This is a genomic window from Parabacteroides johnsonii DSM 18315, from assembly GCF_025151045.1.
In the GTDB taxonomy this organism is placed as follows: Bacteria; Bacteroidota; Bacteroidia; order Bacteroidales; family Tannerellaceae; genus Parabacteroides; species Parabacteroides johnsonii.
Genome location: NZ_CP102285.1, coordinates 362,904 through 387,675, shown reverse-complemented (window position 1 = coordinate 387,675; position 24,772 = coordinate 362,904). Strand labels below are relative to the sequence as shown.

General features: G+C 46.2%; 19 protein-coding genes. 16 read left to right on the top strand and 3 right to left on the bottom strand.

What is annotated here, in order from left to right:
• Positions 1–141 precede the first annotated feature (141 nt).
• The 7 genes from NQ564_RS01805 (at position 142) to NQ564_RS01775 (ending at position 13,485) form a co-directional block, all read left to right on the top strand.
• A complete protein-coding gene (locus NQ564_RS01805) occupies positions 142–1,599 on the top strand; it encodes an aminoacyl-histidine dipeptidase (protein WP_087375698.1) in 1,458 nt (485 codons plus the stop codon).
• A 159-nt stretch (positions 1,600–1,758) separates the two neighbouring features.
• On the top strand, positions 1,759–3,222 hold the full coding sequence (locus NQ564_RS01800; protein ID WP_039848327.1) for a hypothetical protein: 1,464 nt from the start codon (positions 1,759–1,761) through the stop codon (positions 3,220–3,222).
• 6 nt (positions 3,223–3,228) lie between these two features.
• Positions 3,229–4,302: an endonuclease/exonuclease/phosphatase family protein gene (locus NQ564_RS01795; RefSeq protein ID WP_008154609.1), complete on the top strand. Its 1,074-nt coding sequence runs from the start codon at positions 3,229–3,231 to the stop codon at positions 4,300–4,302.
• Between the two features lie 35 nt (positions 4,303–4,337).
• On the top strand, positions 4,338–6,008 hold the full coding sequence (locus NQ564_RS01790; RefSeq protein WP_227963204.1) for a M23 family metallopeptidase: 1,671 nt from the start codon (positions 4,338–4,340) through the stop codon (positions 6,006–6,008).
• A gap of 96 nt (positions 6,009–6,104) precedes the next feature.
• A complete protein-coding gene (locus NQ564_RS01785; protein WP_008151693.1) occupies positions 6,105–7,853 on the top strand; it encodes a phospho-sugar mutase in 1,749 nt (582 codons plus the stop codon).
• A 572-nt stretch (positions 7,854–8,425) separates the two neighbouring features.
• Positions 8,426–11,566 carry a SusC/RagA family TonB-linked outer membrane protein gene (locus NQ564_RS01780; RefSeq protein ID WP_087375699.1) on the top strand — a complete coding sequence of 1,047 codons (3,141 nt, stop codon included), beginning with the start codon at positions 8,426–8,428 and terminating at the stop codon, positions 11,564–11,566.
• Between the two features lie 26 nt (positions 11,567–11,592).
• Positions 11,593–13,485 carry a RagB/SusD family nutrient uptake outer membrane protein gene (locus NQ564_RS01775; RefSeq protein WP_087375700.1) on the top strand — a complete coding sequence of 631 codons (1,893 nt, stop codon included), beginning with the start codon at positions 11,593–11,595 and terminating at the stop codon, positions 13,483–13,485.
• A gap of 103 nt (positions 13,486–13,588) precedes the next feature.
• Here NQ564_RS01775 and cdd read toward each other — a convergent pair whose 3' ends face one another.
• Positions 13,589–14,071, bottom strand: coding sequence for a cytidine deaminase (cdd, locus tag NQ564_RS01770; RefSeq protein ID WP_008151702.1), 483 nt, complete (start codon positions 14,069–14,071; stop codon positions 13,589–13,591).
• A 533-nt stretch (positions 14,072–14,604) separates the two neighbouring features.
• On the opposite strand from cdd, the gene NQ564_RS01765 reads away from it, so the two are divergent.
• The 9 genes from NQ564_RS01765 to miaA all read left to right on the top strand — a co-directional run bounded on the left by NQ564_RS01765 (position 14,605) and on the right by miaA (position 23,566).
• On the top strand, positions 14,605–15,507 hold the full coding sequence (locus NQ564_RS01765) for a glucosaminidase domain-containing protein (RefSeq protein WP_008151706.1): 903 nt from the start codon (positions 14,605–14,607) through the stop codon (positions 15,505–15,507).
• A 45-nt stretch (positions 15,508–15,552) separates the two neighbouring features.
• Positions 15,553–16,725 (top strand): AIR synthase-related protein, encoded by a 1,173-nt coding sequence (locus NQ564_RS01760; protein ID WP_008151708.1) that lies wholly within the window; start codon positions 15,553–15,555, stop codon positions 16,723–16,725.
• Positions 16,718–17,827, top strand: a complete 1,110-nt coding sequence (gene prfA / locus NQ564_RS01755) for a peptide chain release factor 1 (RefSeq protein ID WP_008151711.1) — start codon at positions 16,718–16,720, stop codon at positions 17,825–17,827. The genes NQ564_RS01760 and prfA overlap by 8 nt, the downstream gene beginning before the upstream one ends.
• A 35-nt stretch (positions 17,828–17,862) precedes the next feature.
• On the top strand, positions 17,863–18,705 hold the full coding sequence (gene pyrF / locus NQ564_RS01750; RefSeq protein WP_008151713.1) for an orotidine-5'-phosphate decarboxylase: 843 nt from the start codon (positions 17,863–17,865) through the stop codon (positions 18,703–18,705).
• 88 nt (positions 18,706–18,793) lie between these two features.
• Positions 18,794–19,858, top strand: coding sequence for a UDP-3-O-(3-hydroxymyristoyl)glucosamine N-acyltransferase (gene lpxD / locus NQ564_RS01745; protein WP_008151715.1), 1,065 nt, complete (start codon positions 18,794–18,796; stop codon positions 19,856–19,858).
• Positions 19,859–19,886: 28 nt separating this feature from the next.
• Positions 19,887–21,272: a bifunctional UDP-3-O-[3-hydroxymyristoyl] N-acetylglucosamine deacetylase/3-hydroxyacyl-ACP dehydratase gene (locus NQ564_RS01740; RefSeq protein WP_005646299.1), complete on the top strand. Its 1,386-nt coding sequence runs from the start codon at positions 19,887–19,889 to the stop codon at positions 21,270–21,272.
• Positions 21,273–21,288: 16 nt separating this feature from the next.
• The gene (lpxA, locus tag NQ564_RS01735; RefSeq protein ID WP_008151719.1) at positions 21,289–22,074 is read left to right on the top strand and encodes an acyl-ACP--UDP-N-acetylglucosamine O-acyltransferase; all 786 of its coding nucleotides are present in this window, start codon (positions 21,289–21,291) and stop codon (positions 22,072–22,074) included.
• Positions 22,075–22,101: 27 nt separating this feature from the next.
• Complete coding sequence (locus NQ564_RS01730) at positions 22,102–22,659, top strand: IS1096 element passenger TnpR family protein (protein WP_008151721.1); 558 nt, start codon at positions 22,102–22,104, stop codon at positions 22,657–22,659.
• Complete coding sequence (gene miaA / locus NQ564_RS01725) at positions 22,643–23,566, top strand: tRNA (adenosine(37)-N6)-dimethylallyltransferase MiaA (protein WP_008151723.1); 924 nt, start codon at positions 22,643–22,645, stop codon at positions 23,564–23,566. Before NQ564_RS01730 ends, miaA begins: the two co-directional genes overlap by 17 nt.
• Here miaA and NQ564_RS01720 read toward each other — a convergent pair.
• Together NQ564_RS01720 and NQ564_RS01715 are read right to left on the bottom strand one after the other, a co-directional pair.
• Positions 23,556–23,927, bottom strand: a complete 372-nt coding sequence (locus NQ564_RS01720) for a DMT family protein (RefSeq protein WP_005635919.1) — start codon at positions 23,925–23,927, stop codon at positions 23,556–23,558. The two genes, miaA and NQ564_RS01720, sit on opposite strands and share 11 nt — an antisense overlap.
• A gap of 8 nt (positions 23,928–23,935) precedes the next feature.
• Complete coding sequence (locus NQ564_RS01715) at positions 23,936–24,691, bottom strand: ATP-binding protein (RefSeq protein WP_008151726.1); 756 nt, start codon at positions 24,689–24,691, stop codon at positions 23,936–23,938.
• Positions 24,692–24,772 lie beyond the last annotated feature (81 nt).

Sequence of the window (24,772 nt, the reverse complement as noted above, 5' to 3'; positions counted from 1 at the left end):
TATATTTGTGGACGCAAATATAAGAGTTTAAGTGATTGGAAAGTATGTTTTTGATATTTAATTGTACTTTTTTTCATACAACCCCCTGTTTGCAGTGGTATTATTAACTATAGAGTAACATCTATAATATATTGTAACATTATGAAGATTACTGATTTAAAACCTGAAATCGTCTGGAAGTTCTTCCACCAGGTAACACAAGTGCCCCGTCCTTCAAAGAAGGAGGGAAAAATGATCGAGTTCCTTGAATCATTCGCGAAACAGTATAAAATAGCTATCAAAAAAGATGCCGCAGGCAACATCCTGATGTCTAAACCGGCTACTCCCGGTAAGGAAAACCTGCCGACAGTCGTTCTGCAATCCCATATGGATATGGTCTGCGAAAAGAATAATGGAACCGTACATGACTTCGACAATGATCCGATCGAAACAATCGTCGACGGGAACTGGCTTTGCGCCAACGGTACGACTCTGGGTGCCGACAATGGCATCGGTGTAGCTGCCGAATTGGCTATCCTCGCATCCGACGATATCGAGCACGGACCGATCGAATGCCTTTTCACCGTAGACGAAGAAACCGGACTGACCGGAGCCAAAGCACTCGAAAAAGGATTCATGACAGGCGATATCCTGCTGAACCTCGATAGCGAAGACGAAGGTGAAATCTTTATGGGATGCGCAGGTGGTAAAGATACGCAAGCGGTGTTCCATTACGAATCACGTGACACCAATCCGAACATGCAATACTTCAAAATCGAAGTGAAAGGCTTGAACGGCGGACATTCCGGTGGCGAAATACACAAAGGGTTGGGCAATGCCAACAAAATCCTGGTGCGCTACCTGTACCTACTGAAAAACCAAGCTGATTTCAACCTTTGCTTCATCCACGGCGGTAACCTCCGCAACGCTATCGCCCGTGAAGCGCAAGCGACCATCGGCCTGTACCCGGAAGAAAAGGAAGCAGCCCGTATCCTGCTGAACCATTTCACGGCAGATATAGAAAACGAACTGAAACATGTAGACCCGAACGTACAGATAACAATGGCTTCGACCGACCGTCCGGACAAATATATCAGCGACTATGATGCCGAAAAACTGATTTTGGCTTTACATGCCTGCCCACATGGCGTGATCGGCATGAGCCACGACATCGAAGGGCTGGTGGAAACCTCTACCAACCTGGCTTCTGTCAAGATGGGAGATGACAACACGATCATTGTCGGCACAAGCCAGCGCAGCTCCATCGAGTCTTACAAGAACATGATTGCCAACCAGGTCGCATCTGTTTTCAAGTTAGCCGATGCACAGGTAACTCACGGCGACGGCTATCCCGGTTGGGCGCCTAACCCGGATTCAAAGATCCTGAAAGTGGCACAGGATACCTATAAACGTTTGTTTAACAAAGATGCCAAAATAATGGCGATCCATGCAGGACTGGAATGTGGCTTGTTCCTTGAGAAATATCCGAATCTGGATATGATCTCATTCGGACCGACGCTTCGGGACGTCCATTCCCCCAACGAACGCATACAGATTGATACCGTTGGATTGTGGTGGTCTCACTTACTCGAACTATTAAAGAGCATCCCTGCAAAATAAAACGATACATTTCTCGTTATAAAAAGAGGATTAACATTCAACGGATGTTTTTCCTCTTTTTTTATGTTAATGCCCGAAAACTTATTTATAATAAATTTGTTTTCTTATTGACATTATATGGTAAATAACAATTTACCTGGACTATTAATAATTAATGAAATGAAAAAATTAGCCGCTCCGTTACTCATATTATTCTTTATAGTGCTCAACCTGTTGTCGTGCGACGGGCTGGACGAAAACTATTCGAGTAACCCCAACCATCGGCTGAGCTTCTCGGTCGACACGCTTTCTTTCGATACGGTATTCACCACAATAGGCTCCGCAACCAAAGAGTTCATGATCTACAACCGTAACGATCAGCCTTTGCTGATCAGCGAGATCATGTTGGCAAGCGGTGAAGAGACCGGTTTCCGCATCAACGTGGACGGGCGTAAAGGCGACCATTTCCAAAATGTAAGGATACAGGCAGACGACAGCTTGTATGTTTTTGTGGAAGTCACCGTCAATCCGAACGCATCCAACCAACCACTGCTGGTGGACGATTCCGTCATTTTCACCACAAACGGCATCAAACAGTCTGTCCGCCTCGAAGCATACGGGCAAAATGTAAACCTGTATAAGAACGGGCTTATCCTGACACAAGACACGCATTTTACAGCCGAACGGCCTTACCTTATATATGACAGCCTGGTTATTTCTCCCAATATCACACTCAACATCGATCCGGGGGCCATCTTCTATATGCACGACACTGCGAAAGTCATTACATACGGGACATTGCTGGCCAAAGGGACACGTGAAAAACCGATTGTTTTCCGCGGAGACCGCCTGGATTTCATTCTGAACGACATCCTGCCCTACGACCGGACACCGTCACAATGGGGGGGGATTTTCTTCCGTCCGGAAAGTTACCATAATATTATGGACAATGTTATCGTGCGAAATGGGAAAACAGGACTGACGTTCGAAAAGTCGTCTCCAGGCGAATCCAAACTGAAACTAAGCAATTCCCAGATCACGAATATGGGAGAAAACCTGTTCTTCGCACTCAATTGCAATATAGAAGTGACCAACACGGAATTGACCAATGCCGGAGGAGGCGTCGTCGTGCTGATTGGCGGGGAATACCGCTTCATCCATTGCACACTGGCTAATTTCATGACACTGGAAAAACGAAACACGTCTTGCCTCACGATGGCAAACAATGCGAATAAAGAGGCTTACCCGCTCAAAACGACATTCGACAATTGCATTATCGACGGTAGTTTCGCTGCCGGCAAGGAAGAATACAAAGGGGAACTCAACCTGTCTGTCGACGATGCAGCGCCATTCGAATACCTGTTTAATCATTGCGTGGTCAAAACGAATGGCAGCAACAATGATCACTTCAAAGAGGTACTGTTCACAAATGTCAGTCCTTCCTATAGGCTAAAGGGCGGTGAAAAAAACAAATACCGCTTTGATTTCCGTCCGGATTCGTTGACGACTTTGGGAGTGGGAAAAGCCGATATCTTCGTTACGCAGCAATATCCGGTGGACCGCTACGGTATCAACCGCCTGACAAACGACGGTCCCGATATCGGAGCCTACGAATTCGTACCGAAAGAAGATGAAACAAAATAAAACGACATGACCAGAATCTTAACTATGACGTTTTTTATACTGACATTGTTTTCTTTGCCTTCACAAGGGCAAACAGACTTCCGGGTGATGAGTTACAATGTCGAGAACCTGTTCGACACGAAAGACGATCCGTTTACAGCAGACAATGATTTCCTTCCCTCCGGCAACCGCCACTGGACACCGGGACGGTTTTACCATAAATTACAGCAACTGGCAAAAGTCATTACGGCAGCGGGAGAATGGAGCACCCCGGCTTTGGTCGGACTTTGTGAAGTAGAAAACGATTCCGTCCTTGTCCGGCTTCTGAACTACACTCCGCTCCGTCGGCAGCATTACCGTTATTGCATGACGCACGGACAGGACACGCGAGGGATCAATGTAGCATTACTTTACCAACGGGACAAGTTCCGCTACCGGGGGCATACGGAACATCCGGTCCGTTTTACCCGCAAACAGCATAAGCATACCCGTAATATCCTGCATGTATGGGGAGATGTAATTACCGGGGACCGGATCGATGTTTTTGTCTGCCATTTTCCCTCCCGTTACGGAGGAGAAAAAGAAAGCGAACCGGACCGTTTGGATGCGGCACGCACCCTGCGCGTATTATGCGACTCGCTCCACCATCTCCATCCTGCCCCACACATCCTGATTATGGGAGATTTCAATGATACGCCGGACGACATGAGTATCCGGGAAATATTGTATGCCCATCCGTTTCCAATTTCATGCCTGTCCGGTTCAGACTCCATGCCTATGAAATCTCGGACGGATGCCTATCCGTCTCTCCATCTATACAATCTGTTTGCCAAAGACAAGCCATTTTTTCCGGGAAGCCATAAATATCAAGGAGAATGGAGCCAGTTAGATCAACTCATCCTCTCCTCCTCCCTCACCGACACCACCTCACGGATGCAGGTCATCCCGGGAAGTGCCCGCATCTTTTCACCGCCATTTCTGCTTACAAAAGATAAAACTTGGCGTGGTGAACGCCCTTTCCGCACCTACTACGGTTTCAAATACGAAGGCGGCTACAGCGACCATCTCCCTTTGATCGTCGACTTTCTACTATTGAAATAAATGATTACTTTTGTTTTTCTAAATAAACATATAATATGTACAAACTATACATCCCCCTATTGTTTTTTTGCATACAGACAATAAGCGCCCAACAACTCCGCCAGCCATTCGATTTTCCGATCTTGTTGAGCGGAAACTTCGGGGAGTTGCGCAACAATCATTTCCATTCCGGAATAGATTTTAAGACACAAGGAGTTGAAGGAAAACCCGTACACGCCGTACAGGACGGATATGTATCACGCATATCCGTCAGTCCGTGGGGATACGGAAACGGCTTATACCTGACACATCCGGATGGAACGACAACCGTCTACGCCCATTTGCAACGATTCGCCCCTTCCATCGCCCGATATATCAAAGAGCAACAATACGAACAGGAAAGTTTCAACGTAAACCTGTTCCTCGACCCGGACCAATTCCCGGTCAAAAAAGGAGAAATTGTCGCCTATAGCGGAAACACCGGAAGCTCAGGAGGTCCGCATCTCCATTTTGAAGTGCGCGACACGGAAAGTGAAGAGGTACTCGACCCGATCGAATATTTCAAAGAGAAGATAACCGACACCCGCGCACCGAAAATACAGGGAATACTGATCTGTCCGCAACAGGGCAAAGGAGTGGTCAACGGCAGCAGCCGTAAACTGGAGCTAAAACCAGTCACAGCCAAAAACGGCAAACAAACCATCACCGGCAAGATCGAAGCTTGGGGAGAAATCGGACTGGCGGTCAAAGCCTACGATTATATGGATAATACGACAAATATTTACGGAGTGAAGGATATTACCCTTCGCCAGGACAGCCAGATCATCTACCATAGCAACCTGGACCGCTTTGCTTTCGACGAGACCCGCTACTTGAACAGTTACGTCGATTATGAGGAATGGAAAGACCGTCGTTCCTTTTATATGCGCAGTTTTGTAGAACCGGGCAACCGCCTCCGTTTTAACGAAAACGTCAACCGGGGAATCATTCATATAGGAGAAGAGAAAACGTATCATCTCACCTATACGCTTTCCGATGCATTCGGTAACACGACCCGCCTCTCCGTTTGGATAGAAGGGAAAGAACAGGAGATTCCGGAGATCGAGACCGAAGGTACAGAATTGTTTCATTGGATGTCCGACAATCGGTTCGGAGCAAAAGGCATCCGGATGACGATCCCGAAAGGAAACCTGTACGACGATCTTTATTTCCGTTATTCGGTAAAAGAAGACAGTACGGCATTGGCAGACAGGCACATTTTGCATAACCGCCCCGTTCCGCTTCACAACTCGGCCTTGCTGTCCTTACGTTTACGGACCGACACGTTGGAAAACAAGCAGCAATATGGTATCGTCCGCACTCAGAAAGGACGTCAATCCTGGATCGGCGGTACTTACCGGAACGGCTGGATCGACGGCACGATCAAAGAACTTGGCAATTATACGGTCGGACAAGATCTCAAAGCACCGACGATCACCCCGTTGGGCGCCAACACATGGATCAGCAAGCAGGCATTTGTTTTCCGCCTGTCCGATAACCTGAGTGGCGTACAAACCTACCGAGGAGAGATAGACGGACAATACGTCCTGTTCGAAATGAACAGCAAATCGGTCATTACCTACAAATTCGATAAAGAACGGCTCGAAAGAGGAAAACATACCCTCAAACTGACCGTTACGGATGCAGCCGGAAATCAATCGGAATACAAGCATTCTTTTGTCTGGTAAATAAAAAGCCTAAATCTTGGAAATTATCAATTTATTTGTACCTTTGTTAATTTCAAAATCAGGATTTCTTTAAATTAAAAGCAAGACATATAGGTCATGGAAAACAAGGAACTGTTAGAAATGGTAAGAAGCAAAGCACAAAGCTGGCTTACTAAAAGTTATGACGCCGAAACACGTGCACAGGTGCAAGCTCTGTTAGACAATGAAGATCCGACGGAACTGATCGAATCATTCTACAAAGATCTGGAATTCGGAACAGGCGGCCTGCGAGGCATCATGGGAGTAGGTTCAAATCGTATGAACATCTACACGGTAGGAGCAGCCACACAAGGCTTATCCAACTATCTGAAAAAGGAATTTGCCGATCTGGACCAGATCAAAGTTGTCATCGGCCACGACTGCCGTAACAACAGCCGCAAATTTGCTGAAATCTCTGCTGACATATTCTCTGCAAACGGCATTAAGGTCTATCTGTTCGAAGACCTTCGCCCGACTCCTGAAATGTCATATACCATCCGTAAATTGGGATGCCAGAGTGGTATTATCCTGACTGCTTCACACAACCCGAAAGAATATAACGGTTACAAAGCCTATTGGGACGATGGCGCTCAGATGATCGCTCCGCATGACAAGAATACGATTGCCGAAGTCAACAAAATCCGTAATGCCAGCGAAATCAAGTTCAAAGGCAACAAGGAACTGATCGAAATCATCGGCAAGGAAATCGATGAACAATATATCAATGATCTGACAAAGGTATCTTTGTCACCGGAATCCATCGCACGCCACCACGACATGAAGATCGTCTATACTCCGATCCACGGAACAGGTGTAACGGTTATCCCGCCGACATTGAAAGCGTTCGGCTTTACGAATATCATCCACGTTCCTGAACAGGACGTAGTAAGCGGCGACTTCCCTACCGTTGTTTCCCCCAATCCGGAAGAACCGGCAGCATTGGCTCTGGCAGTTGAAAAGGCCAAGGAAACAGATGCCGAGTTGGTATTGGCTTCCGATCCGGATGCAGACCGCGTAGGTGCAGCCGTTAAGAACAACGAAGGCGAATGGGTATTGCTGAATGGCAACCAGACCGCTTTGATGTTCGTCTACTACCTCATCACACGCTGGAAAGAACTCGGCAAGATCAACGGCAAGGAATATATCGTAAAGACAATCGTCACGACCGAGCTGATCCGCACGATCGCCGAAAAGAACGGCGTCGAAGTGTATGACGTTTACACCGGCTTCAAATGGATCGCTGATGTCATGAAAAAGAACGAAGGGAAAAAGAACTATATCGGTGGTGGTGAAGAAAGCTACGGCTTCCTGTGCGAAGATTTCGTTCGCGACAAAGATGCCGTTTCTGCTTGTGCCATCTTGGCCGAAATCGCCGCCTGGGCAAAAGATCAGGGCATCACGATGTACCAGTTATTGCAGAACATCTATGTTCAGTACGGTTTCTCTAAAGAAAAAGGGATCTCCGTTGTAAAGAAAGGAAAGAGCGGTGCTGAAGAGATCGAAGCGATGATGAAACATTTCCGTGAAAACCCGTTACAGGAAATCGCTGGTTCCAAAGTTACATTATTCTACGATTACGCATCCCTGAAAGGCAAAGACTATGTAGAAAACGAAACATTGACATTGGATATGCCGACTACCTCTAACGTCCTCCAATATTTCACAGAAGACGGAACGAAAGTATCTATCCGTCCTTCCGGTACGGAGCCGAAGATCAAGTTCTATTGCGAAGTCCATTCCAAAGTAAAGAGCCTCGATGAACTGCCGGTTGCCGAAAAAGCAGGAGCAGAAAAGATCGAAGCGATAAAGGCTTCGTTGGGAATCTAAAATAACCAACCATCTTCTCAAAAAAAGCTGACAGTTCTATCAATTAGAGACTGTCAGCTTTTTTCTTTTACAAATATCTATCCTTCCATAAATTCCTATAGATATCCTAAAATATCTTCACATACATCTTTTGTTCATTGAAATATTTGATCTCCTCAAATTGAACATTTACTAAACTCATAGAGAAAGAAAAGTCAGACTCGGCAAATGCCCTTTATTCCTAAACCTTAACCAACCATAGTTCTTTCTGAACTATGGTATATTGTTAAAGAAAAAATTAACAACTATACATATTCAGATCGTACGTGTCCGCAAACATACGGATAAATTTAAACTAATACAAATTTCAGGAACTTTTATTTGCATACATAAAGTGTTTAGGAAGTGTAATCCTTAGAATATAACAGTAGTTCAGAAAGGACTAAGTTACAAATACAAATTAATCTAATATTATGATAATCATTATGCATTTCCTATTTGACACTTCATAACTTTAAATTTCCCATATACAGCTATTTTTCAATCTATTACTATAAATATTTTTAGAATGTTCAATCTAATACCCAATTAAGATGCGAAAACAAAACTTATTTTTTATAATACGAATCAACCTGATCTCAATTCTGTTAGGGTTATTCACGACTCAATCATTTGCCCAAAATATAACGATTACCGGTACTGTCAAAGATCAATCCGGTGAACCTTTGATTGGTGTAAATGTGATGGAAAAAGGAACAACCAACGGCTCTATAACGGATATGGACGGAAAATACAGTGTTTCCTCAACAGGTAAAAAAACAATCCTTGTATTCTCTTATATTGGATACATATCCCAAGAGATTCCTGTTGGCAACCGGAAAACAATCAATGTAACGATGAAAGAAGATACGGAAGAGCTGGAAGAAGTGGTTGTAATCGGTTACGGTACGGCAAAGAAGAAAGATTTGACGGGGGCGATTTCGCGTGTAAAAACAGAAAAATTAGAAACTGAAGCCCCACGCTCTGTCCAAGACCTGTTGCGTGCCAGTGCTTCCGGTCTGTCGATTTCAATGGCTACAGATGCCGCCGGTACCGCTGATCTGCAAATACGCGGAAAAAATTCTTTGAAAGCAGGCTCCTCTCCTTTGTTAGTTTTGGACGGTGTTATCTATGATGGATCTTTACAAGACATTAATCCTATGGATATCGAAAACATCGATGTTTTGAAAGATGCCAGTTCAGTTGCCGTTTATGGAGCAAAAGCCGCCAATGGAGTAGTAGCTATTACCACCAAAAAAGGAAAAACAGGAAAACCTGTAATTTCATTTAATGCTAACGTCGGTATGGTAAGCAACGCACTTCTGCCTAAAACGGTTGATGGTGCAGGATTCATCAAATTCCGACAAGAATATGGCGAAAGCTTAATGACGGAAGCAGAAATAGCTGCACAGCCAGGTAAATTTACCGATCCGCGAACTTTGTCGACAGCAGGAATTGACCCATTGGCTTGGTATAACTATGACCAAAAATCTCCTGTCTCTGCCTTACCGGATGAAAAGACAATGATCTACAAATGGTTGACCCGTTTAAACTTCAAAACGATCGAAATGGAGAATTATTTAAACGGAATCGAAACAGATTGGGATGATGTTGTTTTCCAAACCGGATTACAGCAGGATTATACTGTCAGCATTTCAAACCGTAAAGAAGACTTTTCTTATTATTGGTCTTTGGGATATGCAGACCGCGAAGGAGTAAAAGTCGGCGACCGCTATCGTAATTTCCGCTCTCGCTTGAATTTGGAATCGAATGTAACTTCTTTTTTGACAGTGGGTGTAAATGCACAATTTGCAACCCGCTTAGGGGGATATTTAGCAGCCGATGTGGGCCAACGCGAGCATAACTCTCCTTTTACGACAAACGATATCGATATATTGGACAGTCCATACCGTATGTATCCATCCGGCGACAACAATACGAAAAACCCGTTCTTCGATAATTTATACCGTGACAGGCGTGACATCAACCATGACCTGAATGCGAACTTATATGCAATTGTCAAATTACCGTTCGGCTTGGAATATCAAATGAATTTCACGCCTCGTTACCATTGGTACGAATATATGAACCACGAATCATCCGAACATCCGGAATGGGCAGGTGACGGTGGCCGGTCCGAACGTAAAAATGAAAAAACATTCAACTGGCAAGTAGACAACATTGTCCGTTGGAAAAAAGAATTCGGCAAAGACCATCGAGTTGAAGCGACTTTCCTGGCCAATGCAGAAAAAGGGCAATGGTGGCAAACAGTGGCAAGCAATAAACTCTATTCACCGAGCGACATATTGGGATTCCATAATATAGGTGCCGGTACGGCTCCGTCTGTTTCCAGCAATGACACATATAAGACCGGTGATGCTTTGATGGGACGTTTGTTCTACTCTTTTAAAGACAAATATATGCTAACGGCCTCTGTCCGCCGTGACGGTTATTCGGCATTCGGGCAGATGAACCCACGTGCCACGTTTCCGGCCGTAGCTTTGGGTTGGGTATTCACATCTGAAAAGTTTATGGAAAAAACATCCGACTGGCTGGATTATGGTAAATTACGTTTTTCCTGGGGGCAAAACGGAAACCGTGACATTGGCCAGTACGAAGCATTGGCTCAACTAAATTCCGGAGCTTATACATACGTCGACCCGAACGGAAATGTCTATCTGACTTCTCAGGTATACATCAACCGTATGCCTAACAGCCAATTGAAATGGGAACGAACTGAGTCTTACAATATCGGTTTAGATTTCTCTCTGTTCGGAGACAAGTTAAGCGGTAGCGTCGAAACGTATATGGCCGAATCGAACGACCTGTTAGTCAATCGCTCATTACCTTCCATCTTAGGATATGCCAGCGTAATGGCCAATCTGGGAGCTTTAACAAACCGAGGTTTCGAACTTTCGTTGAATGCCAATTTGATTAACCACGACAATTTTGCATGGAATTCAAGCGGTACGTTTTCTTTCAATCGTCGTAAGATCAAACATCTTTATGGCGATGTAGAAGAAGTGAAAGACGACAATGGGAACGTGATCGGATATAAAGAGGCCGACGACTATGAAAACAAATGGTTTATCGGTCATGACACCGAACAGATCTGGGACTACGAGCGTGACGGGGTTTGGCAATTGGGTGAAGAGGAAGAAGCATCAAAATATGGTAACAAGCCGGGTGACTTCAAGTATATTGACCAAAACGGGGATGGAGTACTGGATACGAAAGACAAGGTATTCCAAGGTTACAAGACTCCGCGATATTATTGGTCTTGGCGTAACGAATTCACATTCTTCAAAAATCTAAGTCTATCATTCATGATGTATTCACATGTAGGACAATATGGTACGTTCAACCGTGCCGCCAATACAGGCGGTATGTATGACCGCTATACGATTGTCGACATTCCACGCTGGACCGCAGACAACCCGACAAACGATTATGCCCGTATCGGTTCAACCAATAAGGGTAGCAATTATGTAAAGAAAACGTTTGTCCGCATGGAAAACATCACTTTATCCTATAGCGTTCCCAAACATTTATTGAAAAAGATAGCTGTACAAAACATGCGCTTCTCTTTAGCAGTCCGTAATCCGTTCGTGATTACCGGTTGGGATTTCGGTGATCCGGAAGGTGGCGATACAACTTTGCGTACGGTGAATTTCGGAGTGAATTTTACTTTATAATTAACCTGAAAAAATATAATAAGAATATGAATATCAACAAGAAAAATTGTATAATCCTGGCATTGGCCACCTTACCCATGCTAAATTCCTGTAGTGACAGTTGGCTGGAACCGAAACCTTTGTCTTTCTATTCACCAGAAAACACATATGTGGATGCAGAAGGACTTTATGCCGCTTTGACAGCCTGTGAACGTAATATGCGTCATGAATTTTTCGGAGACGGCGCTCCGATTCTAACAGAAATGTATCTGACCGACATCGCCATACATGGAAAGACAGACGAAAGCGGTTCCCTGGTCGATTTGGATAACGAAATGTTACCCTCCCGGACGAAAAACGACATGAAAGGTAAAAACAAATGGTATTGGGAAGAAGGATTCAAAGGCATCAAATATGCAAATATCGCCATCAGCCGTTTGGATGCAGCCAAATACAAAGACGAAGCAGAGCGAAAGGCGGTATTGGGAGCTGCTTATTTCCAACGTGCCTATCGTTATTACAAACTGACACACCAGTTCGGCGACGTCCCTTATCTGGATCGGGAAATCACTGAACCGAAATTGGATTTTTATACGTACGACCGTTGGAGTATCTTGGAACAGTGCAAGAAAGACATGGAGTTTGCTTACCAGTGGGTGCCGGAAGTACAACCGCGCGGACGTGCCAACAAGGACGCGTGCGGTGTCTTACTTATGAAATTGTGTATGGCCACCGGTGATTTCGACCGCGCTATTACGGTCGGTAAAGAAGTCGTCGGACGTCATCCGTTGATGACCGAACGTTTCACAGGGAATCAGACAAAGCCCAACACCAACCTGATGCATGATTTGCACAGTGTGGAAGCCAAAATTGACATGAACAACACGGAAGGTATCATGTATGTGGTCGCCCATCCAACGACCACCCCATTGGATAAAGACAACCGTATTTATACCATGCGTAATGCTGTGCCTTATTGGGCAAAAGGTGGTGCCATTAAAACACCTGACGGGAAAAGCGGCACTGCCATTGCACCCGACGGAGCGGACAAAAATACGGAAATCGATAACGACACCCAATACGGTCGCGGTATCGGAACGTTACGCCCAACCAATTATTACCAATACGATATTTGGACTGAAAAAGAAAAGAACGACTTACGCGGACCATTCAATCATGATAGCTGGAAGCGGATGGAAGATTTACGCTATAACGATCCCGGCTTGAAGAAATCGAACAATTCTTATTACGGACAAAACTTGATTCGCCCGGTTGACCTTTCTGTCGCCGATTCCATCCGTTGCTGGTACATGTGGCCACATTATAAAGTATTCGTCCCTGATCCAACAAAGACTCAGGATTTCCAAGGAGGAGAAACACCTTGGTATATTTATCGTTCTGCAGAAGTTTACTTGATGTTGGCAGAATGTTATTATTGGAAAGGCGATATGGCAAATGAAGCTGCAATGCTGAATGTTGTCCGTGAACGTGCCGGTGCGGAACCTCTAAACGGAACCGTCGGTATTGCCGACGTACTTGCCGAACGAGCCAGGGAATTGTATTACGAAGAAAACCGCCATGTCGAATTGGTCCGTATCTCCTATTTGTATGCCAAGACCGGTAAGGCATGCGAAGCTTTGGACGGACGTGTGTATAAATTGGATAATATTTCAGGACCGGGTGGTATCGGTACGAACTGCAAAGATACCGGCGTAAACTTCTATTTCGATTGGGTTTCCGTCAAGAATAATTTCTTCAATAAGGGTGTTAAAATTCCGAACGGTGAATACCGCATGAGCGTACACCACATTTTATGGCCGATTCCTGAAACCGCTATCACAAGTAACACAGGAGGCGTGATTAACCAAAACATAGGTTATCCGGGAGCAGAAAACAACCTGGAACCTCTGAAGGTCGAACCTATTGATCCGGATATTTGACAATTAAGAAAATGCGCATAACAACAGCGCACAAGAGGCACACCGCCGCCAGGAAGCAGTAAGCTAATTTATCACCTCCCCAGGCTTGTGCCTCTTTTTCTTTTTAATCATCTTTCAGATCTTTCGCCCCGAAACAAAGTGGCAACAGCGATTCGGCACTCTCCGCCACCACTACTTCTTTTGTACCACACAACAAGACCTTCATTGACTTGCCATAACGCTGTTCCGCCTCCAACAAAACCTGGCGGCAGGCACCACAAGGGGAAATGCTCTCGACCTGGCTACCATTCGTGGCGGCAGCAATAGCAAGAGCGACAACGGCAATATCCGGATATTTATGGCCGGCATGAAACAACGCCACGCGCTCCGCACACAAACCGGAAGGGTAAGCGGCATTCTCCTGATTACTGCCGGTTACGATCGTGCCGTCCTCCAGCAAGGCTGCCGCTCCGACATGAAACTTCGAATAAGGAGCATACGATTGTCCCGTCGCTTTTATGGCTGCCTCCATTAGCCGCAACTCCTCTTCCGGAAGCTCGGCAAGAGGATAGATCCGGATTTTTGTCTCCAACTTGATTTCTTTCATGAAATAACATTCTAAATGATACAAGCAAAAATAAAGAAAATGTAGAGAACCCCCAAATACATTTATTGTCAAACATCCCAACCATAGACCTTTTACCCTTAGTCGAAAAGGCTTTCGCCCTTGGTCAAAAGCACTTTCGACCAATGTCAAAAGCCTTTTCGACCAAGGGCGAAAGGTTAAAAAGTGGTAGTAATAGCTGTAAATACTTACCTTTCACTTAAATACATAGTAGTAAAAACGAATCAGAGCGACATGGTCAACCTAAATCAGGACAAGACAAGGGTGAAGACAGTTCGGATGATTACCTTCACCTTTATACCTCATAATAATCAAAAAGTTTCGAGGGCAGGTGGAGCCAAATCAGAGATCCGCGTAATCCTTATTTATAAATAGCATGGTGACCAATCATCATTTATAATCCATATCTATCAAATTTTGATACGGCCTCCCGCCCCGGCACACGACTATGACAATGATGTAAAACAAATTAATTATCTTTGCCGTTAAATATAATTACATACAACGAATCAGTCATGCGATTAACATTACGAATCCTTTCCCTGCTGTTGGTGCTGTCCGTTACCGGGACGGCACTCGGAGCCAGCCAACGGAAAGTGCCGGCATACGAAAAGTATATCAAACAATACAGCAGTTTAGCTGTTCAGCATCAAAAAAAGTACCGTATCCCTGCCAGTATCACGCTTGCACAAGGATTATTGGAGTCGGGGGCCGGCCGGAGCGAGCTGGCACGCAAGTCGAACAACCATTTCGGCATCAAATGTCATTCCGATTGGAGAGGTGGGCGTGTCTATCACGACGACGACCTGCGGGGAGAATGTTTCCGCAAATATAAAAATCCGGAACAGTCTTACGAAGACCACGCCCGTTTTCTGGTCGACCGTCCCCGCTATGCCCGCCTGTTCAAACTGAAAGTCACCGACTATAAAGGCTGGGCAAGAGGGCTTCAGAAATGCGGGTACGCTACAGACCGCGCCTACGCCAACCGGCTGATCAAGTTGATCGAAGATTATGACCTCTACCGGTATGATACGGCAAAAGGCGGCAAGAAGAAGGGCAAACAACCGGCACGCATCTCCCGCTATACGATCTACCGTACAAACGGCTTGCTGTATGTCTACTCCAACGGTAAAGATAGCTTCGACGACATAGCCGCCAGCCTCGGCTTCCGGGTAAAAGACTTGAAGAAATACAACGAAGTACCGGAAGATTTCCCGTTACAGAAAAACGATATTGTTTATCTGGAAAAGAAAAAGAAGAAAGCAGACAAGCCGAATTATGACCATGTCGTACAGGTAGGCGAGTCCATGCACAGCATCGCACAGAAATACGGAATACAGATCAAGAGCTTATATAAGATAAATAAAAAGCACAAAGATTATATTCCCGAAGAAGGAGATGTGCTAAAACTTAGATAAGTAAGACAAAAAAATAGTATCTTTGCAGACAAATTCACAAAAACAATGAGTGACCAACGTTATAATCTACGCGGTGTATCCGCTTCGAAAGAAGATGTTCACAACGCAATAAAGAACATCGACAAGGGAATCTTTCCCCAAGCATTCTGTAAGATCATTCCCGACATTCTGGGAGGCGATCCTGAATATTGCAACATCATGCATGCCGACGGAGCCGGAACCAAGTCATCTCTGGCTTATATGTATTGGAAAGAAACCGGCGATTTGTCCGTATGGAAAGGTATCGCGCAAGATGCTTTGATAATGAATATCGACGACCTGCTGTGCGTGGGCGCCGTAGACAACATATTAGTATCCTCCACCATCGGACGCAACAAGCTGTTGATTCCGGGTGAAGTGATCTCCGCCATCATCAACGGGACAGACGAACTATTAGCCGAACTTCGCGAAATGGGAGTCGGTTGTTACGCGACCGGTGGCGAAACGGCCGATGTAGGCGATCTGGTCCGCACCATTATCGTCGACAGTACGGTTACCTGCCGCATGAAACGTGCCGACGTGATCGACAATGCGAACATCCGTCCGGGCGACGTGATCGTCGGATTGGCTTCTTTCGGACAGGCTACATACGAGAAAGAATATAACGGAGGCATGGGAAGCAACGGGCTGACCAGTGCACGCCACGACGTGTTTGCCAAATATCTGGCAGAAAAATACCCGGAAAGTTTCGACAATGCTGTCCCCGACGAACTGGTTTACAGTGGAGGCTTGAAGCTGACCGACCCCGTAGAAGGATCGCCGCTGAACGCAGGCAAACTGGTGCTTTCTCCTACACGGACCTATGCTCCGGTCGTTAAGAAGCTGTTGGATGTTTTGCGCCTGGATATTCATGGAATGGTACATTGCTCAGGCGGCGCACAGACTAAGGTGATGCACTTCGTCGGCAATAATTGTCGCGTGGTCAAGGATAATATGTTTCCCGTTCCCCCACTGTTCAAGACGATCAAGGAACAGAGCGGTACGGCTTGGGATGAGATGTATAAAGTGTTCAACATGGGACACCGTCTCGAAGTCTATCTTTCTCCGGAACATGCGGAAGAAGTGATTGCCATCAGCAAATCATTCAATATCGACGCGCAAATTGTCGGCCGGGTAGAAGAAAGCGACAAGAAGGAACTGATTATTAAAAGCGAGTTCGGTGAGTTCATATATGGCTGAGAATAACACGCTATTAGAAAAACTGGAAGGTCTGGTGTCCCGCTTCGAAGAGGTGTCGACGCTCATTACGGACCCTAACGTCATCGCTGACCAGAAAAGATACGTCAAGCTCACGAAAGAATACAAGGAGCTGAACGAAATCATAAAAGCCCGCAAGGAATACATGCAATGCCTCAACGGTTTGGAAGAAGCCCGTTTGATGATGGCCGAAACCGATCCGGAGATGAAAGAAATAGCCCGTGAAGAAGCGGCTGCCTGTGAAGCGCGTATTCCGGAACTGGAAGAGGAGATCAAGCTACTCCTCGTGCCGGCCGACCCGCAGGACGACAAAAACGCCATTGTCGAAATACGTGGCGGAACGGGTGGCGACGAAGCAGCACTCTTTGCCGGAGACCTGTATCGCATGTACGTGAAGTATTGCGAGATGAAAGGCTGGAAAGTGGCCCTGTCCAGTTGTAGCGAAGGAGCTGCCGGCGGTTTCAAGGAAATCATCTTTACCGTAAGCGGAGAAAAAGTGTACGGAACTCTTAAATATGAATCGGGCGTTCATCGCGTACAACGTGTGCCGGCTACCGAAACACAGGGACGCGTGCATACATCAGCTGCAACCGTTGCCGTCCTTCCCGAAGCAGATGAGTTTGACGTGGAAATTAACGAAGGCGAAATCAAATGGGATACGTTCCGTTCGGGTGGAGCCGGAGGACAGAACGTAAACAAGGTCGAATCAGGTGTCCGCCTGCGCTATGTCTGGAAAAACCCGAATACAGGCGTAAGCGAAGAAATCCTGATCGAATGTACCGAAACACGCGACCAACCGAAGAACAAGGAACGCGCCCTTACGCGCCTGCGTTCATTTATATATGACAAGGAGCACCAGAAATATCTGGATGACATTGCTAACAAACGTAAGACGATGGTCTCCACCGGTGACCGGTCGGCAAAGATCCGTACCTACAACTATCCGCAGGGACGCATCACCGACCACCGTATCAACTACACGATTTACAATCTTTCAGCCTTTATGGATGGAGATATACAAGGATGCCTCGACCAACTGATCGTGGCCGAGAACGCTGAACGACTGAAAGAGTCTGAACTATAACATCATTTTTAGACTAATTTTTTACACGTAACAACATGAACAAGCAGCAATTATTCGAAAACATCAAGAAAAAGCAGTCCTTTCTTTGCGTGGGGCTCGATACAGATATAAAGAAGATCCCGCAGCACCTGCTGTCTGAAGAAGATCCGATCTTTGCATTCAACAAAGCGATTATCGACGCGACAGCCGATTACTGCGTGGCTTATAAACCAAACCTGGCCTTCTATGAAAGTTTGGGCGTAAAAGGTATGCTGTCATTCGAAAAGACTGTCGCTTACCTACGTGAAAACTATCCCGACCAGTTTATCATTGCCGATGCAAAGCGCGGGGACATCGGAAACACTTCCGAAATGTATGCACGTTCTTTCTTCGACCATATCAAGGTGGATGCCGTAACGGTCGCTCCGTATATGGGTGAAGACAGTGTGAAACCATTCCTGATCTATCCGGAAGCCTGGGTGATCCTGCTGGCACTGACCTCTAACAAAGGTTCGCACGATTTCCAGTTGACAGAAGATGCAGCCGGTGAACGGTTATTCGAAAAAGTACTGAAAAAGTCGCAGGATTGGGCTACAGACGAACAGATGATGTATGTGGTAGGCGCCACCCAGGGAAAAATGTTCCTGGATATCCGCAAACATGCTCCCAACCACTTCCTGCTGGTTCCGGGCGTAGGCGCACAGGGTGGAAGCCTCGCCGAAGTGGCTCAGTACGGCATGAACGACCAGTGCGGATTACTGGTAAACTCCTCCCGTGCTATCATATATGCAGACAAAACGGAGAATTTTGCCAATGTAGCGCGTGAAGCAGCCCTGGCCGTACAACGCGAAATGGCAGGATATCTGCACGATAAAGGAATTATTCCCTGCAAAGCATAGGCTATCCCAATAATTTTCACCATTTTTGCAAACTGCCTTGAAGCAAGTCCGGGCAGTTGCATTTGAAATACATATAAAAGATTAAGTAATGGAGTTTTCAGCCCAACAAATAGCGAGCGTTTTAGGTGGAACCGTCGAAGGCGACCCTGAAGTGAAAGTCAACAACTTCTCAAAGATAGAAGAAGGTAAGCCGGGAACATTGACCTTCCTGGCAAATCCTAAATATGAACATTTTATCTACAAAACTGAAGCAAGCATTGTTTTAGTAAACAATGATTTCACTCCCGCCGAACCGGTAAAAGCTACATTGGTCAAGGTTGCCAATGCCTATGCTTCGCTCGCCATCCTGTTGAACATGGTGGAACAGGCGAATGCCAAGAAAGCGGGTATAGATGCTACGGCGTTTATCGCCGGTTCGGCAACGGTCGGCGAAGGATGTTACGTCGGCAACTTCGCCTACATTGGCGAAGATGTGAAGATCGGCAAGAACAGCCGCATTTATCCACACGCCTACATCGGAGACCATGTGACCATTGGCGATAACTGTACGATCTATCCACACGCAACTATCTACAACGGCTGTGTAATCGGCAACAACTGCATTCTGCACGCCGGAAGCGTGATCGGATCGGATGGTTTCGGTTTCGCTCCGGAAGGCGATAACTACAAGAAGATTCCCCAGTTGGGAAATGTCGTACTGGAAGACGATGTCGAAATCGGAGCCAATACCACGATAGACCGCGCCGTTATGGACTCGACCATCATCCGCCGAGGAGTCAAACTGGACAATCTGGTACAGATTGCTCACAACGTGGAAGTCGGCGAAAATACGGTCATGGCAGCTCAAGTAGGTATTGCCGGGTCCGTAAAGATTGGCAGCCATTGCATGTTCGGAGGCCAGGCCGGGTTATCCGGTCATATCCATGTGGCGGACCATGTAGTATTCGGTGCACAATGCGGCGTGATCAGCGATGTAAAAGAACCGACAACCCTGTTAGGTGCTCCGGCTATCAACGCAAAGGCGTTTATGCGCTCCAGCGCAATCTTCAATCGCCTGCCGGATATGTATCGACAGATGGGACAGATGCAGCGTGAGATAGAACGACTTAAATTGGCAATTGACAATGCACAATTGACAATGAATAAATCATAAATTATAAATCATAAATCATATAGATCGTATGCAGAAACAGAAGACGCTTGCCACGAGTTTCTCTATGCAAGGAAAAGGGTTGCATACAGGTTTGGATATCCAGATTACTTTCCATCCTGCACCCGAAAATCATGGATACAAAATCAAACGTGTTGACCTGGAAGGAGAACCTGTAATCGATGCCGTTGCTGAAAACGTAGCCGGAACCCAGAGGGGAACCGTACTTTCCAAAAACGGTATCCAGGTAAGTACCATTGAACACGCGATGGCAGCTTTATATGCCTACGAAATAGATAACTGCCTGATAGAGGTGAATGCACCCGAATTCCCGATTCTCGACGGTAGTTCCCGTTTTTTCAGTGAAGAGATTCAGAAAGCCGGTGTCGTGGAACAAAACGCACCGAAAGATTATTATATCGTAAAGCACAAGATCGAAGTGAAGGATGAAGAGACAGGTTCTTCCCTCATTATCCTGCCTGACGACAAATTTAGCGTCAATGTACTGATTTCTTTCAATTCACCAGTGCTTTCCAACCAATTCGCCACACTGAATGACCTGAGTGAATTCCCGACAGAATTGGCCGCTTCCCGTACATTCGTGTTTGTCCGCGAAGTAGAGATGTTGTTACAGAATAACCTGATCAAAGGTGGCGACCTCGACAACGCAATCGTCATCTATGACCAGAAAGTATCGCAGGAGGTGCTTGACAACCTTGCCGACAAGCTGTCTATCCCGCATAAGGACGTACAAGACTTAGGCTACATCAACAATAAACCGCTGGTATTCGACAATGAGCCGGCACGTCACAAGCTGATTGATGTGATCGGAGATCTGGCACTGATCGGCAAACCGATCCGCGGCCGTGTAATCGCTACCCGTCCGGGACATAAGATCAACAACCAGTTGGCACGCATGATCCGCAAGGACATCAAACTAAACGAAGTTCAGGCTCCCGTCTATGATCCGAACAGCACTCCGGTTATGGATATCAACCGTATCCGCGAACTGCTCCCGCATCGTTACCCGTTCCTGTTGGTTGACAAGATCATCGAAATCGGCGGCAACTATATCGTGGGGGTGAAAAACATCACGAGCAATGAACCTTTCTTTACAGGCCATTTTCCCCAGGAACCGGTTATGCCGGGCGTACTGCAAGTAGAAGCGATGGCCCAGACCGGCGGGTTGCTCGTTCTGAATTCGGTAGACGAACCAGAACGCTATTCTACTTATTTCATGAAGATCGACGGCGTTAAATTCCGCCAGAAAGTCGTTCCGGGCGACACGCTGATCCTCCGTTTAGAGTTGTTGGCTCCCATCCGCCGTGGTATTTCAACCATGAAAGGATATGTATTCGTAGGTGATAAGCTGGTCAGCGAAGCCGAGTTTATGGCACAAATCGTAAAAAACAAATAATAAATCATAAATCATTATGAACATATCCCCTTTAGCAGTCGTTCATCCCGAAGCTAAAATCGGTCAAAATACAACAGTCGACCCTTTTGCCGTAATCGAGAAAGATGTCGTGATCGGTGACAACTGTCGTATCTATTCGCACGCGACTATTTTAGACGGTGCCCGGATCGGTAACAATTGCCAGGTATTTCCCGGAGCCGTTATTGCCGGCATCCCTCAAGACCTGAAATTTAAAGGAGAAATTACAACTGCCGAAATCGGAAACAACACCATTCTTCGCGAATGCGTAACCGTCAACCGCGGAACGGCCTCCAAAGGTAAAACTGTTGTCGGAAACAATTGCCTGATTATGGCCTATTCCCATATTGCCCATGATTGCTTGCTGAAAGATAATATCATTATCGGCAACGCTTCACAGATAGCCGGAGAAGTAGAGATCGACGACTTCGCCATCGTTAGCGGTGGTAGCCTGGTCCACCAATTTTCCCGTATATCCAAGCACGTCATGGTACAGGGCGGTTCGCGTATCGGCAAAGATATTCCTCCTTATACCCTGATCGGACGTGACCCGATCGTGTACTGCGGTATCAATATCGTAGGATTACGCCGTCGCGGATTTACCAACAGCCAGGTATTCTTGATCCAAGACATCTACCGTACACTTTATACGCGTGGCCTCAACAATACGGAAGCCTTGAAAGCCATCGAAACCGAATACGAGCCCAGCGAAGAACGGGATCTGATCCTGAACTTCATCAAATCATCCCAGCGCGGTATCGTCAGGGGTTCGATCGATGAGTAAATAATGTAACAAAAAATAATAACGATTATGGTATTTAGATTTCTAATTCTATCAGATGAAGTTGACGACTTCAAACGCGAGATTAAGATCGACTCGGAAGCGACATTCTTGGATTTGTACAATGCCATTATGGACTCTGTTGGGTATACAAAAGATCAGATGTGTTCTTTCTTCATCTGTGATGACGACTGGAGCAAGAATACGGAAATCACACTGGTTGAAATGGATACCACTTCTGAGGTGGACAATTATATAATGGAAGATACACGTCTGGAAGAGCTTCTTGAAGACGAGCATCAGAAGTTGCTTTTCGTCTTCGATTATATGACCGAACGTGCTTTCTTCATGGAACTCCGCGAAATCATCCCGGGCAAAGATCTAGACAAAGCCGTATGCAGCAAATCTATCGGTGAGGCACCTGTACAGATCATGTCGTTCGACGAGATGGACACCAAAGCCGGCAACACCGAAATAGGTGAAGATTTCTACGGCGATTCCGAATACGATATCGACGAACTCGATAAAGAAGGTTTTGACGGGCTCGGCGACGGACCGATGGAGAACCCCTATGACGAATTCAATTGACAATACTCTTATCATCCTATTGGGGCCGACAGGAGTCGGCAAGACGGAACTGAGCCTGCGTATAGCAGAGCATTTCGGTTCTCCGATCATTTCTTCCGACTCCCGTCAGCTTTATAAAGACCTTCCGATAGGTACGGCTGCCCCTACGGCTGAACAGATAGCACGTGTACGCCATTATATGGTCGGCACATTGTCACTCACCGATTATTACAGTGCGAGTAATTTCGAAGAAGATGTGATGTCCCTGCTCAGGGAACTCCACCAGACACATCCGACCGTCGTTATGACAGGTGGCAGCATGATGTATATCGATGCCGTTACAAAAGGGATCGACGACATCCCCACTATCACCCCCGAAATCCGGACTGCCATCTATAGACAATTTGAAGAAGAAGGGCTCTCTCCTATCCTTGCCGAGTTGAAAGAGGCCGATCCTTTGCATTACGAAGAGGTCGACCGCAACAATTATAAGCGTGTGATCCACGCCGTAGAAATCTGCCGTATGACAGGCAAACCCTATTCTTCTTTCCGTACCAACACCCGCAAAGAACGGCCTTTCCGGATCATCCAGATAGGACTTACCCGTGACCGTGAAGAACTTTACGACCGCATCAATCGCCGTGTAGAACAAATGATGGCCGATGGCATGCTGGAAGAAGCACGCCGCGTCTATCCTTTCCGCGAATTGAACTCCCTTAACACAGTCGGTTACAAAGAACTGTTCAAGTACCTGGATGGCGAATGGACATTAGATTTCGCTATTGAAAAGATAAAACGCAACTCCCGCGTTTACGCCCGCAAACAAATGACCTGGTTCAAACGGGACACCAGCATCCGATGGTTTCATCCGGATGATGAAAAGGCAATAATGGATTATCTGGATCAACAAATTCGGACTATTTCTTAAACACCAGATAAACCGCTGCCACCAGAAACAGGAAAGCCAGTGCATGGTTCCACTTAAACGATTCGCCTTTGAAGGCTATCGAGCTGAAACCGACAAAGACGACCAGCGTAATCACCTCCTGGATCACCTTCAACTGGATCAGGTTAAACGGCCCACCATTATCGCGAAAGCCCATCCGGTTTGCCGGAACTTGGAAGCAATATTCGAAAAATGCCAGAAACCAGCTGAACAGGACAACACCGATCAACGGCAGATGCTCGAACCAGCTGAACTGCTGCTTCATCTTCAGGTGCCCATACCAAGCACACGTCATAAAGATATTGGATGCGACCAATAACAGAATAGTATAAAATCCTTGCATGAGATGATTTATGATTTATAATTTATGATTTTCGGAAGATAATTTTCCTGGATATTCGACATACTGTTCCAAAGGCTATAACGCGCCTCGGGGTTGATCACCTCCAGACGCGACAGCACCTCCTTCATGTCCGAACGGCTGGAGCCGGATTCGTACGGGCAATTCTTAATCTGTTTCCGATATCCCCTCCACGCAGCAATCCGGGTCAAGTCTTTCTCCTCCACCAGACACATGGGGCGGATAATCTCCATATCGAACTTATCCATCTTCAAGCGCGGCGGCATCGTTCCGATCGCTCCCTGGTGGATCATGTTCATCAGAAGGGTTTCAAGAATATCGTCCTGATGATGTCCGAGGGCAATCTTGTTGCAACCATGCTTCTTTGCTATATCAAACAAAGCTTTCCGCCGTGTCCAGGAGCAAAGGAAACAAGGGGATTTACGGGTATCGGTCGAAGCGTCGAAACTCGTCTCATGCACGAAAAAGGGAAGGCCGTACTCGTCTGTCCGGCTTTTCAAGTAGCTGATATCCGAACGATAAGGAATATTCGACATCACGATATGTGTCACGACCACCTCGAACCGGGGCCGGAATATCTTGGAACGGCGTCCGAGCAGATCCACCAGCGCCAGCGAATCTTTCCCCCCCGACAATCCGATCAATATGCGGTCGCCATCCACAATCAGGCCGTATTCGAATATCGCCTTCTTGACTTTCTCTTCTACTTTACGAAACAGGAGTTCCTCTTCTGTCAACTTTGCCATACTTTACTAATTAAGAATTAAAAATTAAGAATTAAAAAATAAGGGTTTTGATTCTTGATTTTAATTCCTATTTTTGTAATC

Excerpts from the sequence above, each read along its gene's own strand:
- NQ564_RS01795 (WP_008154609.1), top strand. The coding sequence starts at position 3,229 with ATGACCAGAATCTTAACTATGACGTTTTTTATACTGACATTGTTTTCT.
- NQ564_RS01775 (WP_087375700.1), top strand. The coding sequence starts at position 11,593 with ATGAATATCAACAAGAAAAATTGTATAATCCTGGCATTGGCCACCTTA.
- miaA (WP_008151723.1), top strand. The coding sequence starts at position 22,643 with ATGACGAATTCAATTGACAATACTCTTATCATCCTATTGGGGCCGACA.
- NQ564_RS01720 (WP_005635919.1), bottom strand. The coding sequence starts at position 23,927 with ATGCAAGGATTTTATACTATTCTGTTATTGGTCGCATCCAATATCTTT.
- NQ564_RS01790 (WP_227963204.1), top strand. The coding sequence starts at position 4,338 with ATGTACAAACTATACATCCCCCTATTGTTTTTTTGCATACAGACAATA.
- lpxD (WP_008151715.1), top strand. The coding sequence starts at position 18,794 with ATGGAGTTTTCAGCCCAACAAATAGCGAGCGTTTTAGGTGGAACCGTC.
- NQ564_RS01730 (WP_008151721.1), top strand. The coding sequence starts at position 22,102 with ATGGTATTTAGATTTCTAATTCTATCAGATGAAGTTGACGACTTCAAA.
- lpxA (WP_008151719.1), top strand. The coding sequence starts at position 21,289 with ATGAACATATCCCCTTTAGCAGTCGTTCATCCCGAAGCTAAAATCGGT.
- pyrF (WP_008151713.1), top strand. The coding sequence starts at position 17,863 with ATGAACAAGCAGCAATTATTCGAAAACATCAAGAAAAAGCAGTCCTTT.
- NQ564_RS01715 (WP_008151726.1), bottom strand. The coding sequence starts at position 24,691 with ATGGCAAAGTTGACAGAAGAGGAACTCCTGTTTCGTAAAGTAGAAGAG.
- NQ564_RS01740 (WP_005646299.1), top strand. The coding sequence starts at position 19,887 with ATGCAGAAACAGAAGACGCTTGCCACGAGTTTCTCTATGCAAGGAAAA.
- NQ564_RS01785 (WP_008151693.1), top strand. The coding sequence starts at position 6,105 with ATGGAAAACAAGGAACTGTTAGAAATGGTAAGAAGCAAAGCACAAAGC.
- NQ564_RS01765 (WP_008151706.1), top strand. The coding sequence starts at position 14,605 with ATGCGATTAACATTACGAATCCTTTCCCTGCTGTTGGTGCTGTCCGTT.
- NQ564_RS01760 (WP_008151708.1), top strand. The coding sequence starts at position 15,553 with ATGAGTGACCAACGTTATAATCTACGCGGTGTATCCGCTTCGAAAGAA.
- cdd (WP_008151702.1), bottom strand. The coding sequence starts at position 14,071 with ATGAAAGAAATCAAGTTGGAGACAAAAATCCGGATCTATCCTCTTGCC.
- NQ564_RS01805 (WP_087375698.1), top strand. The coding sequence starts at position 142 with ATGAAGATTACTGATTTAAAACCTGAAATCGTCTGGAAGTTCTTCCAC.
- prfA (WP_008151711.1), top strand. The coding sequence starts at position 16,718 with ATGGCTGAGAATAACACGCTATTAGAAAAACTGGAAGGTCTGGTGTCC.
- NQ564_RS01780 (WP_087375699.1), top strand. The coding sequence starts at position 8,426 with ATGCGAAAACAAAACTTATTTTTTATAATACGAATCAACCTGATCTCA.
- NQ564_RS01800 (WP_039848327.1), top strand. The coding sequence starts at position 1,759 with ATGAAAAAATTAGCCGCTCCGTTACTCATATTATTCTTTATAGTGCTC.